Source organism: Ruminococcus sp. XPD3002 (assembly GCA_900119535.1).
Lineage (GTDB): Bacteria > Bacillota > Clostridia > Oscillospirales > Ruminococcaceae > Ruminococcus > Ruminococcus flavefaciens_H.
In genome coordinates, this window is record FPJT01000007.1 from 146,873 (window position 1) to 160,175 (window position 13,303).

At 47.5% G+C, this 13,303-nt stretch carries 14 protein-coding genes, 2 tRNA genes and 1 other RNA gene; 2 read left to right on the top strand and 15 right to left on the bottom strand.

Going from position 1 to position 13,303, the window contains the following annotated elements:
• The 11 genes from BT127_RS08110 to BT127_RS08160 all read right to left on the bottom strand — a co-directional run bounded on the left by BT127_RS08110 (position 1) and on the right by BT127_RS08160 (position 8,384).
• A complete protein-coding gene (locus BT127_RS08110; protein WP_075424525.1) occupies positions 1 to 336 on the bottom strand; it encodes an Asp23/Gls24 family envelope stress response protein in 336 nt (111 codons plus the stop codon).
• Positions 337 to 435: 99 nt separating this feature from the next.
• Positions 436 to 993 carry a SpoIIIAH-like family protein gene (locus BT127_RS08115; RefSeq protein ID WP_075424526.1) on the bottom strand — a complete coding sequence of 186 codons (558 nt, stop codon included), beginning with the start codon at positions 991 to 993 and terminating at the stop codon, positions 436 to 438.
• Positions 994 to 1,005: 12 nt separating this feature from the next.
• A complete protein-coding gene (locus tag BT127_RS08120) occupies positions 1,006 to 1,527 on the bottom strand; it encodes a SpoIIIAG-related protein (RefSeq protein WP_075424527.1) in 522 nt (173 codons plus the stop codon).
• Positions 1,511 to 1,975: a hypothetical protein gene (locus tag BT127_RS08125; protein ID WP_075424528.1), complete on the bottom strand. Its 465-nt coding sequence runs from the start codon at positions 1,973 to 1,975 to the stop codon at positions 1,511 to 1,513. Before BT127_RS08125 ends, BT127_RS08120 begins: the two co-directional genes overlap by 17 nt.
• Positions 1,976 to 1,984: 9 nt before the next feature.
• Positions 1,985 to 3,085 (bottom strand): stage III sporulation protein AE, encoded by a 1,101-nt coding sequence (locus tag BT127_RS08130; protein WP_075424529.1) that lies wholly within the window; start codon positions 3,083 to 3,085, stop codon positions 1,985 to 1,987.
• Positions 3,079 to 3,471, bottom strand: coding sequence for a SpoIIIAC/SpoIIIAD family protein (locus BT127_RS08135; protein ID WP_075424530.1), 393 nt, complete (start codon positions 3,469 to 3,471; stop codon positions 3,079 to 3,081). Before BT127_RS08135 ends, BT127_RS08130 begins: the two co-directional genes overlap by 7 nt.
• Entirely contained in the window at positions 3,465 to 3,662 is a 198-nt protein-coding gene (spoIIIAC, locus tag BT127_RS08140; RefSeq protein WP_075424531.1) for a stage III sporulation protein AC, read from the bottom strand. The genes BT127_RS08135 and spoIIIAC overlap by 7 nt, the downstream gene beginning before the upstream one ends.
• 18 nt (positions 3,663 to 3,680) lie before the next feature.
• Positions 3,681 to 4,181, bottom strand: coding sequence for a stage III sporulation protein AB (locus tag BT127_RS08145; protein WP_075424532.1), 501 nt, complete (start codon positions 4,179 to 4,181; stop codon positions 3,681 to 3,683).
• Positions 4,178 to 5,077 (bottom strand): AAA ATPase domain-containing protein, encoded by a 900-nt coding sequence (locus tag BT127_RS08150; protein WP_075424533.1) that lies wholly within the window; start codon positions 5,075 to 5,077, stop codon positions 4,178 to 4,180. The genes BT127_RS08145 and BT127_RS08150 overlap by 4 nt, the downstream gene beginning before the upstream one ends.
• 130 nt (positions 5,078 to 5,207) lie before the next feature.
• A complete protein-coding gene (locus BT127_RS08155; RefSeq protein WP_075424534.1) occupies positions 5,208 to 8,051 on the bottom strand; it encodes a glycoside hydrolase family 9 protein in 2,844 nt (947 codons plus the stop codon).
• 30 nt (positions 8,052 to 8,081) lie between these two features.
• The gene (locus BT127_RS08160; RefSeq protein WP_075424535.1) at positions 8,082 to 8,384 is read right to left on the bottom strand and encodes a YerC/YecD family TrpR-related protein; all 303 of its coding nucleotides are present in this window, start codon (positions 8,382 to 8,384) and stop codon (positions 8,082 to 8,084) included.
• Between the two features lie 339 nt (positions 8,385 to 8,723).
• On the opposite strand from BT127_RS08160, the gene BT127_RS08165 reads away from it, so the two are divergent.
• The gene (locus BT127_RS08165; RefSeq protein WP_075424536.1) at positions 8,724 to 9,239 is read left to right on the top strand and encodes a cob(I)yrinic acid a,c-diamide adenosyltransferase; all 516 of its coding nucleotides are present in this window, start codon (positions 8,724 to 8,726) and stop codon (positions 9,237 to 9,239) included.
• A 27-nt stretch (positions 9,240 to 9,266) separates the two neighbouring features.
• On the opposite strand, the gene rnpB is transcribed toward BT127_RS08165, so the two are convergent.
• Both rnpB and BT127_RS08175 read right to left on the bottom strand, forming a co-directional pair.
• Positions 9,267 to 9,613, bottom strand: an RNA gene (gene rnpB, locus BT127_RS08170) — RNase P RNA component class A.
• An 86-nt stretch (positions 9,614 to 9,699) separates the two neighbouring features.
• Positions 9,700 to 9,775, bottom strand: a tRNA-Lys gene (locus BT127_RS08175).
• A 174-nt stretch (positions 9,776 to 9,949) separates the two neighbouring features.
• Between BT127_RS08175 and BT127_RS08180 the strand changes: the two genes are divergently transcribed.
• Positions 9,950 to 10,026 (top strand) — tRNA-Arg (locus BT127_RS08180).
• A gap of 249 nt (positions 10,027 to 10,275) precedes the next feature.
• On the opposite strand, the gene gdhA is transcribed toward BT127_RS08180, so the two are convergent.
• Together gdhA and BT127_RS08190 are read right to left on the bottom strand one after the other, a co-directional pair.
• Positions 10,276 to 11,643 carry an NADP-specific glutamate dehydrogenase gene (gene gdhA / locus BT127_RS08185; protein ID WP_075424537.1) on the bottom strand — a complete coding sequence of 456 codons (1,368 nt, stop codon included), beginning with the start codon at positions 11,641 to 11,643 and terminating at the stop codon, positions 10,276 to 10,278.
• A gap of 164 nt (positions 11,644 to 11,807) precedes the next feature.
• Entirely contained in the window at positions 11,808 to 13,061 is a 1,254-nt protein-coding gene (locus BT127_RS08190; RefSeq protein ID WP_075424538.1) for a bifunctional folylpolyglutamate synthase/dihydrofolate synthase, read from the bottom strand.
• Positions 13,062 to 13,303 lie beyond the last annotated feature (242 nt).

Consider the following 13,303-nt stretch of genomic DNA (forward strand, 5'->3'; position numbering starts at 1 on the left):
TTATTCAAAAACTGCGCCGCTGATAGTCACGTTCACTCTTGCAACAGCCACACCTGTCATATTCTGGATATTCTCCTTGACTGCGGACTGTACTTCCTCAGCGATAGCAGCTGCCTTTTCGCCGTATTTAACTTTTATCTTCATATCCACTGCTGCAACGTCGCCCATCATGCTGACCTTTATAGGACCGTTATTTCTCAGCTTGCTCATTTTGCCGACCTCTCCTCCGAGACCTGCAACGCCCTTGACGTCAAGGGCAGCGAGTTTGGCAACAGTGATTATTACATCCTCTGATATCTTAAGCTTGCTCTGAGCTTCTTTTTTAACTTCGCCCATAATAAACCTCCGTTGACTCAGATTTGAGTGCATTTTTTAACCAAAGTCAGGCATACACTCTTACTTTTATATTATACCAAATATTTTTCAATTGTTCAACTACTTTACCTCAAAAATTCTGATATTTTCTGCTGAAACTTCAGTTTCACCCAGTATTATGTCCTTTATCGAGGCTGCCTGCGCCTTATCGAGTCCCTCGGTCTTGACCACTACCTTTGCTGTTTCACCGTCCAGATAGGCAACGCAATCCTCGAAACCCTGCGCTTTTACCAGTGATTCGATAGTTCCCTCGGACTCGATGAGACGTGAGACCTCAACCGCATCGATAGCATTCACTACCATTTCCTCGTTCGTGATATCTCCGCCGCCTATCATGGTCTGGAGAGTCTGTACCGCCTCGTCACGGTTCGTCATCTTGTCGAGACGTGCCTGAGCGAAGTAATCCGAGGACGAAGTCTTTGCAAGCTCCGCATCTGCGTTTACGAATTCGGTATCGCCGTAGCTGACTGTATCACCTGTTTCGGCAGTCTGCAATACACCGTCCCTGCCGAGTTCGGGTGCAGCGGCGTAATTTATGTATACCGCTATCGCCAGCATGAGCGTCAGGCAGGTCATGATTATCTGTTTTTTTCCTATAATTACTGTTGGCTTTTTCATAGCTATCTCTCCTTATCCAAGCTTGGTCACGTATATTTTACCTGTTGGCAGTCCGAGTGCTGCCGAAACCGTGCGGTATATCCTTTCCCGCACCTCGGGTATGTCTCCTCCCGTACATATCACAGCCGCACCTGTTATCTCAGGGAGCTCCACTCGCTGTATCACGGGAGTTTTTCCGTTCTCACCTCCTATTATCACGTATTTCTCCTCCTCTTCCGACCTTTCCTCAGTCCGGCTTTTTTTACCTTCGGCAGCGTATACATAACGTTCACTGCTTCCAACCGTGATATATACTCTCACATCGCCTGCACCCTCTATCTGTTCAAGGAATTCACGAAGCTCCTTCTCAGTATCCGAACGATAGTCCTCCGAAAACTGCGGAACATTTTCTTCCTTAATGTTCACGGGACGCTCCTTATCGGGTATAACTGACGACAGAAGTATAAGGAACATCCCCGCCGCTCCGAGAATGACCGCAAGCTTCGTATTTTTTTCTTTTCCGAAGAACTTTTTTATCCTATCCGTCACTTCCATTTACTACCTCCGTATCCGTCCCGAGACTGCTCCTTACAACAGCTGCCGCACTCTCAAAATCCTCAGCTTCTATCTCAACCCTTATAATAGATATGCTCATATCCTCAGAAATATTAATGAACGGCACTATACTTTCGCAGTGACAGCCTGCCGCATCTGTCTGCTCCGCAAGAACTTCCGCTATGTTTTCGACGGTCTGCATTTCAAGCGCCGAGCGGTAAAGCTCCTCGGAGCATGAATAATTATCCGTTATAAACGTATCAGGCTCAGGCATCCCGAACTCTGCACCGCCGCTGACAAAGGGAGTTATTATCACCGTAAGAAGCAGCATATCCATTATCATCAATAGCTGTCCCTTAAGTTTAAGTCCCCCTGCAAATACACTTATAAGTCCCGTAACAGCCGAGACCGCACATACTGCCGCAACAGCAGTTCTCATCGCTTCCATAAAGCCCTCCTAACCCACTGACCGCAGCATAAGTGCAGTACAGATCATGAACATCAGCGAATAACATACCATAAGGCACTGCGCAACTGCCGCAGCACTGCCGAAGCCGTTCAGAAGCCGTGAAACAGCTTCCGCACCGAATATGTCCGCCGCAGCCGCACCTGTTTTAAGCACTATCCTGTAGGCAGCAAGCTCCAGCACAGGGGGAAGCATTATCAGCAGCATCGCCGCTGTACCTGCAAGACCTATTCCGCCGCGGATTATCTCGAAGCTCCCCCTTACTGTGGAATACGCATCCGATACTGCTCCACCGACTATGGGTACCGCTCCCGATATTGCGAACTTTGCCGCCTTGACTGCAAAACCGTCCGTTTTTCCCGATATAGTGCATTTCAGTCCCAAGAATCCCGTAAAAAGGCTCATGGAAACGGTTATACACCACACTGCACCTTTATGTATAAGCTCCGTGAGACTGCTGAGGGAACGTTCGGGGAATACGCTTCCGCTGACGGATAGCACCATTATCATGCTCAGCACAGGCATAAGCCAGCGCTCTGCACAGGTCACGAAAACTTCCGAAGCACCAAGTATCAGCAGGTCGTATACTCCTGCTGAAAGAGTACCTCCGCAGACTGCGGTTATTGCAGCAAAAACAGGTACGAACACCATAACGAAGCCTCCGCCACGTTCCATTACCGTAAGGGCACGCTCAAGAACTCCGAAAAGCTGCGAGGATATGACAGTTACCGCAGTTATGACGCATATCGTATCGTAAAGCTCCGATACGCTGTCTGAAAGCAGTGTACCTCCGAAACTTTTCAGCACTGCTGTAAAAACCGTTATTATGAGCAGCTCACCCAGCAGCCGCAGCGGCGCACGAAGCCTGTCCCTCATCCGCTCCCTGATCTGTTCCGCAACATCAGTCAGCTGTATGTCCTTAAGTTCATCGAACGAACTGCCGATGTCGTATTCCTCCAGAAGCTCGTCCAGCTGTTCGGTTATTTCCTGTTCGGGAGAATACAGCTCTTCACAGCGACCATAAACAGGAACGCAGAAAACCGATACCAGAAGTACTGCTATCAAAAGGGGAAACACAGCCCTTCTCACCATATCGCACCTCCTATCCTGTCTATCAGTTCCCTTAATATGGGCAGGGACATGAAAGCTACCGCACCTCGTCCCCACATCTCAGCAGCAGATGCTACAGCCGTCTCTCCGCTGTCACGGCATACGGAGCAAGTAAGCTGAGTTATGAAACAAACTGCCGCAGCCTTGAAAACTATAGCGATATAGCTGTCAGATATGCCTGCCTCGCTGAAAATGTCCCTGACTTCACTTATCATCGGCGAAAGATACAGCATAAAAGCGGACATTATGCCTACACAGGCACCAAGCGACACAAGGAGCGACTGCTCACAGGCATAGCGTTTAAGCAGTACCGCAGTCAGTGAAGCTGCAACGGAAAACACCGCTACAGATAAGCAATCATTCACCATAGGCCGAACACGCTCTTGACTGTATCGAACAAGCCGCCTATTTCCTGAACTATTATCATAAGCACAACGATAAGTCCTGCAAGAGTAGTCATCATCGCCTGTTCCTCTCTTTCGGCACGTTTCAGCACCAGATTCAGCACTGCAACGATTATCCCTATACCTGCTATCCTGAATATAAGATCAATATCCATTCTGCACCTCTGAAAAAATCATATTACTGCAAGTCCTGCCACTATACCGAGCATCGGACCGATACTGCGGCAGACTCTGCCTTTAGAGCTGTATTCGTCCCTGCGTCTTGAACCGAGTATATCAAGTTCCGAGCGGAGAGCCTCAACAGCGTTATGAAATCCCTCTGCATCGCAGGTTCCGAGGACATTTCCGAAGCGTACAAGGAGATTTTTCTCCTCATCACCGAGTTCATCCTGACTCGTCACCGCACTGCACCACGCTTCGTGAAAATCAACACAGGGAGAGTAATCAACAGGCAGCAGCGATATAAAGTCAAGCGAGCTGAAAGAAGCTGCATCCAGTTCTCTGCATATCTCGTAAACGTCGTCGCAGCGGTACCTTACCCGCATATCAAAAAAGCGCAGCAGTTCATCAAGCTGCACACAGACTTCGACTTTTCTTTTGAGCTGCATGGACCTTGAATTTCCCCACATGAATCCTGACACCGCAAACAGCAGTGCAGCTATAAAACGTATCATGCCAGACTCCTCACTTCCCTGATATTTCCCACTTTGCCGCCAAGAAAAACTACGTCGCTGAACACGCCCTCGGATATAAGACGGCTGCCGACTCGACGTGCCATCAGCTCCTCATAGTTCTCAGCGTGGATAGTCGCCGCAAAACGCACACCGCACCCATGACCGCTGAGTATCGCCTCGCAGTCCTCATCCGAGGCTATCTCGTCGCAGAAAATAAACTGCGGAGAAAGAGTGCGTATCGCCGAAATGATACCGCTGTACCTGCTTATGCCGCATATCACATCGGTGAAGGCTCCCACATCGTTTGCAGGAGTACCGCATACAAGCGCAGATATCTCATTCCGCTCGTCTATCAGTGTAACCTTTTCGCAGTTCCCGACAATACGGCAGAGGTCCCTCAGCAGAGTGGTCTTGCCCGAATTGACACCGCCGCAGATAAGCATTCCCCTCCGACTGTTCAGCAGTACACTTCCAACAGGCTCTGCACAGCCTTTCACTTCTCTTGCTATCCTGAAATTCAGTCCGTTAACTTCGCGTATAACAGGTTCAGCTGAATCGGTATAAGTGCCTGCAAGTCCCACACGTATGCCGCCTTCTATAACGAATACCCCCTGACGGAGCTGTCTCGTGCAGCTGTGCAGCGAATGCCGTGACAGGTTTTCAACTATACGGCAGATATCCTCATAGTCTGCCGTAAGAGCGTTTTTCCGCTCTGTACACCTTCCATTCGAGTCAATAAAAAAGCTTGTACCCTCACAGAAAAAGCTTACAGGTCTGCCGCTTCTTATCCTTATCTCACTGAGTCCGCTGCGCATGGATACACTTACAAGCTCCATTGCACTGCGCAGTTTATGTGGCATATAGTCCAGTATCACTTCATAAGCACTTCGCTTCATATTTTTTCACTCCCGTTTTTTCTTCTGATACATACTATTCAGGCTCGTACAGGAATATGACAAAGGGGACGCAAAATGCGTCCCCACAAAAAAACTGCTGCCCGAAGGCAGCAGTTATAAAGTTCAGTATTTAATCATATGAGACAGGAAGATCTGACTGCTTATATAAACCTGCATCGATCTGCTGGATAACAAGTGCATCAAGAGCAGTTACGCCGTCGCCGTTTCTGTTAACATCGGCATTCTTAAGTCCCTCAGGAGTGATCGTGTACTTCTTTGAATTTGCTACGTACTGGAGTATAAGAAGTGCATCAGAAAGATTAACTTCTCCGTCACATGTAGCATCTCCCCATAAAGGAGTCTTTACCTCAGTAACGACCTGACCATTTGAAGCGGTAGATGAAGACTTTGCAGGATCCGGCTTTGTTCCGTCAGGCTCAACGCCCCATACAAGCTTGTCGTCACAGTAGAGAGTGATCTTGTCAGTGATAGCTGAAGCAGCGTTGTCGTCCTCGAATGAAACGAGGTCAGCGTAACTGTAGTCGTTCTTGGAATCCCATGCGATGTCTTCGTAAGTTTCCTTATCCTGGTTGAATCCCAGAGCGAACTGGTAAACACGGCTTCCGTAGAAGTCGCAGTCCTTCCACTGCATCTCTACGTAGTATGTACCGTTGTCGTCGTACTTTGTAGGACCTGAGAATTTAGCCTCATTCTGGCCGTTTGAGAAGCTCTTCTCCTGATCGTAGTCTATACGTGCGAAGATGTACTCCTCGGGATCGTAGCCCTTGTCAAGGAGTTCCTTGATGTTGAAGTAATATCTTGCCTTCATATCGCTCTCGAACTTAGGAGGATCAACTGTACGGTTGTGAACAACTACCTTGAGCTGAACACTGCCTGTCTGCTCCTGGTTCTTTCCGCCTGAGATGTAAAGGCCTGTAGGAAGCGGATTGCCGTCTGCATCTACCTGATCAAAGCCGTGAGCATTAGCGGACATATCGAAGTCTTCGATTATGTGGTTTTCCTTTTCATCAATGCCGCCCTTTCTGCCGTAGAAATGGTAGAGACCTGCAAGGTCGCCGCAGAAGCCTGCATTGTAGTCGTCTGTAACTTCGTTGTAGATATAGTCCTTAGTCTCGTCGTTATGGAAGTCCTTGAGGTCAGGACCGCCTACGAGAGCACCCCAGAGGGTATGTACCTGTGTGATAGGATCGTCCATTGACTGAGTAGGTGAGCAGTGAGATGAACGGTGGTGAGGATGAGAAGCAAAGCTGTTCTCATAGCCTACCTCATAAGCGTAGCCCATAGGGTTGTCGCCAAGGATATACTGCATCTGAGCTCTTGCCCATGGGAGGAATGTATCATCGCCGGTTGTCTTAGCATATACGCAAGCGCAGAGACCTGCTGCTGTATTGTAACGAGCTGAACCGTAACCTGATACAACTGCCCAACCCTTAGGTGATTTAGCGATAAAGTCGCTGCTTGTATCGCTGTCAGGAAGATCAGGGATCTGATCAGCAGTCATAGGTGTATTCCAGAGATAATCGTCTCTGCCGAAATACTTATGGCCGTGTACAGGCTCATAGTTCCAATCCGAGCAATCAGTTGAGCTGGAACAGCCTGACCAGAACTCAAGGTTGTAACGGAAGATATACCAGTCACGTGCAGTATTTGTAATAGGAGCAAGCTTTGCGAAAACTCCGCCCCAAACAGTATCCCAGCAGTGAACCCAGATATTCTGCCAGCAGTTACCTGTATCAGTGATGATACGTTTCATATAGCCTGTGTAAGCATAAGAAGGCTGCTGACCTGTCTGAGCCTGTTCATCATATGAACCGCTGTCTGAGAGTGGCTTGGAAGTATCAACTCCGATGATATCTTCGATATAATCGTAGTTTTCTGTACAGTAGTAGAGCCATACAGCAGCCCATGCCAGTTCATCGTAGTCATAGCTTGAGGTGTAGAAACCGCCGTCGTAGCCGAGGCTGTAGCAGTTAGGCACCATACCAGGCTCCCATTCCTCAACGTGAGTCTTAACAGCAAAATCGTAAAGAGCGATAGCATAGTCAAGGTTCTTCTTAGCATAGCCAGGATCTGTATCCTTGAAGTTGAGGTAGTTGATAGCCAGTGAAGCTGCTGCACCTGCTGCCTGGTCGGAAGCGGGCATTTCCTCGGTAGCGAAGTAAGCAGGACGCTTAACGCCGCATGAAGAAGAAGCAACGAATGTGCCGTCTATCTGGAGCTCTGGAGGGCACCAGTAGTTATGGTCGTTATTACCTTCGCCGACCTGATAGCAGTAAGCAACAACGTTTCCGTCGTCGTCGAGGAAGGTAGCCTTCATGAAGTAGTCGTTGATCCAGCGGAGCTCGTCCTCAACATGCTCGTCGAGGTTCATTTCCTTGTAGTCCTCACGGAACTCATAGTAGCCCCAGCCTACAGTTGAAGCAGAGTAGCTTCCGGGGAGACCGAATTTAACGTGGTCGCCGGCATCGTGCCAGCCGCCTGTCAGGTCGAGAGTGCCGTTTCCGTCGGGATCAAGATATTTTTTATTCTTGGCGATGAACTCTTCGCTCATGTTAACGCCGACATAGGAATCCGGATTGTTAGAGTCAGTGGCATTCTTGGTCTTACCGTCCTCGCCGGCACCGAGGCCCTGATCTTCCGTAAGTTTATCATCGGTCTTGCCCTTGTTTACCTTAGGCATAGGATCCATTGGTACCAGCGGGATCTCGCCATCCTTTACATGACAATCTTGACGCCATGAATAATAGCCGTCCTCGCCGACCTTATCTCCGCACTTGTTGGCATCATAGAAGCAAAGTGCGAGCTGAAGCGCTTCAGCATAGTTATGGTAATTATTGGGATTTTTTTCGTCAATAACTGCCGCATTAGCATTGGGCGCGATCGTTGCTGAAAAGATCATAGCAACTGATGAAACCGCTGCTGCTGATCTTTTGATAAACCCTGCTTTTTTCATTTAGATCTTTCCCTTCTCAATTAATAAATTTTATTTGAGCAGATCTTTCTTCTTGAGCCTGTCAAAGACTATATTATAGCCGTCATTACCGTCCTTAAGAGAACGATTTACGCGGCTTATAGTAGCCGTACTTGCTCCTGTTTCCGTTACGATGCTGTTATAAACTCTGTGCTCATCAAGAAGCTTTGCAACATGAAGCCGCTGTGCAAACGCCTTCAGTTCGATGCTTGTACAGAGATCATCGAAGAATTTATAGCAGTCGTCCACAGATTCAAGTGTAAGGATCGCCTCAAAAAGTAGATCCATGCTGTCCGATTTGATCTTGTCTATCATTATAGTAACTCCAATCCGCCGTAAGGCTAAAAACTCGGAACAATTTCCTACTTTACATTTTAACACAACAGAGTATAAAAGTAAAGAGTTTTTTGGAGTTTTTTCAAAGCATTCACCTACAGTATAATAATATCACAGCAATAACTGAAAGTAAAGTCAAATCTTGCGATTTATACAATTTTGTTGACTTGGATAAGGTAAAATTATCGATTCAGTGAAATTTAACCAAGCCGTTCTTAAATTACGGATTAAACGATCATATGGATTTAAGTATTTTACCAATTCCTTGCACTCTTATGCTTTATGTGATATAATCAGTTTACAGAAAGGAGTGCTTTTATGATACACATTTACACAGGTGACGGAAAAGGTAAAACAACTGCCGCTGTCGGACTCGCCGTAAGGGCATCAGGTGCAGGCAAAAGAGTGTGCTTTGTGCAGTTCCTCAAAAACGGCACTTCATCAGAGATAGAACAGCTCCGCAAGCTTGGCATTAACGTAATGTGCGCCGAAAGCTGCAGCAAGTTCACCTTTGCCATGAACGAAGAAGAACTCAACGACCTTATCGAGGACCACGATTCTCTCATTCGTGAGGCAGGACGACTGATATCAAAAAAACAGCTCGACTTGCTCGTTCTGGACGAATTCATAGGCGCATACAACAAGGAACTGTTCGATACAGTAAACGCCGAAAAGCTCATAGCGCTGGCATCCGCAGAAGACTGTGAATTAGTGATGACAGGCCGAAACGCTCCCGAGTCCCTTTGCAGTTTTGCCGATTACATAACAGAAATGAAGGCGGTACGCCACCCCTACGAAAAAGGGATACCTGCCCGCCGCGGTATAGAATACTGAATAAAAAAAGAGAGCCGAAGCTCCCTTAAAGTGACCAGACCGATAAGCCGAGTTCTGTCGTGTGCGGCAATTTATCTACTCTTATCGTCGCCGATAAGCTCAAGCCGTCATTACTTCGCATCCGCCGAGCCGACGTTGAGATACGAAGCACCAATAGACGTTGCATCGGATAGGGTTTACATAGCAGTACGGTCTCCCGCACTCTGGTGAGCTTTTACCTCGCCTTTCCACCATCACCGCCACAAGGACGGCAGTATATCTCTGTTGCACTTGCCCTAAGGTCGCCCTCGGCTGCCGTTAACAGCTATCCTGCTCTGTGATGCTCGGACTTTCCTCGTGAACTATAACGTTCCCGCTGCCGCATAGTCTGCTCAATGATTATTCTATCATTTTTTCCGAAATTTGTCAATAGCAAGGAAATGACATAAAAGAAAAAGCGCCCCGTTATTACGGAACGCCCTGGTGAGACATGAGGGACTTGAACCCTCGACCCTACGCTTAAAAGGCGTATGCTCTACCGACTGAGCTAATGTCTCACAACAAATAATATTATACCAAATCTGCACATTAATGTCAAGCGCAAAAACAAGTTTCCCCAAATATGACATTTTATTCAAAGGAGATACTGATTATTTGTTGAATAAGTACATTTTACTTATTTCCCCTTGACTTTTTCCTCCGGATGAGCTATAATATATATCGTTGTGAATGTGCTTGTAGCTCAGCTGGATAGAGTGACTGGCTACGAACCAGTAGGTCGGGGGTTCGAATCCCTCCAGGCACGCCAGCACAGAGCCTGTGCCCGCGACCACGTTGTCGCTCGCAAAGCTCGCTTACCGTTATCGGAAATGATAGTTGTACATCGCTTACGGCACTGTCATCTATTTAGTACAGATAACACACATAAGTCTCATTGATATCAATGAGACTTATTTTTTTGCCCGAATAAAGAATAAGTGATACAGAAAGATCCTCCCGTCGTCAAAAGCAACGGGAGGATCTGTTATTTTACTTTGCTATTATTTCAGCCGATCGATCAAACGCAGCCCTGAGCCTTCATAGCCTCAGCAACCTTGAGGAAGCCAGCAATGTTAGCACCAGCCATGTAGTTGCCTTCCATGCCGTACTCCTTAGCAGCATCGTCGCAAGCCTTGAAGATAGACTTCATGATACCGTGGAGCTTCTCGTCAACTTCTTCAAATGTCCAGCTGAGTCTCTCGCTGTTCTGTGACATTTCAAGACCTGATGTAGCAACACCGCCTGCGTTAGCAGCCTTAGCAGGACCATAGAGAAGACCGTTTGAAAGGTATGTCTCGATAGCCTCCGGAGTTGAAGGCATGTTAGCGCCCTCAGCGATAGCGAAACCGCCGTTAGCAACGATAGCCTTAGCACCGTCGCCGTTGATCTCGTTCTGTGTAGCGCAAGGAAGAGCGATATCGAGCTTGATTCCGCCTGCATTGCACTTAAGTGTCCAAACGCTGCCCTCATGGTACTCAGCGTTCTTATGAGAAGTTCTTGAAGCGTACTCCTTGATACGTCCGCGCTCAACCTCCTTGATCTGCTTAACGAGATCAAGCTCGATTCCGTCTGGATCGTAGATGTAGCCGTTAGAGTCTGAAACTGTAACTACCTTAGCGCCGTACTGAGTAGCCTTCTCTGTAGCATAGATAGCAACGTTACCTGAACCTGAGATAACAACTGTCTTGCCTTCAAAGCTCTTGCCGTTAGCCTGGAGCATTTCGTTTGTGAAGTAGCAGAGACCGTAACCTGTAGCCTCTGTTCTTGCGAGTGAACCGCCGTATGTAAGGCCCTTACCTGTGAGAACGCCAACGAACTCGTTGCGGAGTCTCTTGTACTGACCGAACATGAAGCCGATCTCTCTTGCGCCTGTTCCGATATCACCTGCAGGAACGTCGCAGTCAGCACCGATGTGCTTAGAAAGCTCTGTCATGAAGCTCTGGCAGAAACGCATGATCTCTCCGTCGCTCTTGCCCTTAGGATCGAAGTCGGAACCGCCCTTACCGCCGCCCATAGGCAGAGTTGTAAGGCTGTTCTTGAATACCTGCTCGAAGCCGAGGAACTTGATGATTCCGAGGTATACTGATGGGTGAAGTCTGATACCGCCCTTGTAAGGTCCGATAGCAGAATTGAACTGTACTCTGAAACCTCTGTTTACCTGAACCTTGCCGTTGTCGTCAACCCACGGTACACGGAAAATGATCTGACGCTCAGGCTCAACTATTCTCTCGAATACGCCTGCATCGATAAGATCCTGTCTCTTCTCAGCAACGGGCTGGAGAGTTTCGAGGACTTCTGTAACAGCCTGGATAAACTCAGGCTCGCCTGGATTTCTTTTTTCTACTCTTGCTAAAAGATCGATAAGATACTGATTTTTTAACGCCATTGTTAAAAAACCTCCTTTAATAAATTCTGCTTTCGCAGTTCAAAAGTTATTATATCACTATAGCCAAAAATTTGCAATAGTATTTGTGAGCTTTTTTGCGTTAAAGTGATGTTTTCGTCATTTTGCACATCAAATCAACGTGTTCGATTGTTAACTCTTATGCATCATTTCTCCATGTTAAGATACTTGCTTGCAAGATACAGTGAACCGCAGATAACAACAAGTCCGTCGTTTTCAAGCGCAAGACGTTTTGCCTCTGCAACAGCTTCCGCAAGAGTCGATTCCGCAGTTTCGGTATAGAAGCCTGCGACCTCGTTCATTGTCTCGGCAGGGACCGCATTAGGTGCAAAATCGTCCACTGCAAAAAGCTTGTCCGAATGAGGAGCGATAAGCTTGACGCAGTCCGCAAAATCCTTTGAGTCTATCATGCCCATAACGGTGTATATCTTGCTGCTTCGTGTACTGAGATACATCAGCATAAGTGAAAGCATCCTCACACCTGCAGGATTATGTCCGCCGTCAACGATAACGGGAGGCTCACCTTCGATATACTGCACTCTCGCACATACCTGAGCAGTCTCCACGGATCTGATTATGCTGTTATCCGATACTTCAAAGCCCTTTTCACGAAGGTACAGACAAGCAGTTATAGCGGTCTGGGCATTGTACTTCTGATGCAGTCCGGGCATAGCAGGAGTGAGCTTTATCCCACGGTAGAAGAAAGGCGCATACATACCTCCTTCGTGGTAAGGACGGCAGGGTTCATTCTCTATGTAGAGTGCTCCCCTCTCCTCAGCCGTTTTCCGCATTATTTCAACCACGCTTGCAGGGTTGTCCTCGGAAACAACAACTGCCGAACCACCTTTGATTATGCCTGCCTTATGCACAGCTATCTTCTCCACCGTATCCCCAAGCAGTGCGGTATGGTCCAGTGAAATTGAAGTTATCACCGAAAGAAGCGGCGGAGGGATAACGTTGGTGCAGTCCAGCAGACCGCCTATACCTGTTTCCAGTACGACTATATCGCAGTTTTCCCTTTCGTACCATAGGAACGCGATCGCCATAGTTATCTCGAACTGGGAATAGGGACGGTCTCCTGCATTTTCCTTTACTGTTTCCGCAAGCTCCGCAAGAGAATCATCGTCAATCTCGGTTCCGTTGATTCGTATCCTGTCGTTGTAGCGGAGTATGTAAGGCGACGTGAACTGTCCCGTCTTATAGCCTGACAGTATAAGCGCATCCGAGATGTACTCCACCACCGAACCCTTGCCGTTAGTTCCTGCTATATGCACGAATTTCAGACGCTTCTCGGGATTGCCGATACGTTTCATAAGTTCCTCTGCACGGGATAGATCGGTTATTCTTCCGCCTGACTTGCTGTAGGAATTTATGTACTCCATACACTCGTTTATATTCATATTTTCACTACCTTAATAATGTAATATCTGCATTTTCAAGTATAACACAAACGCATTTAAATTGCAAGCTGCTCGCTGCGGCACATTCTCAGGATAAAGGCATAAAGTTCGGGACCGTATTTCTCGTATATCTCATGGAATTCCTGTTTCATCTTCTCACCTCCTCACTTATTTAGACGAGTGACTTTTGTTTTTATTACAGACTTTTCAAAAAAGTTTCACCTGCGGAGAACTCAGGAAAA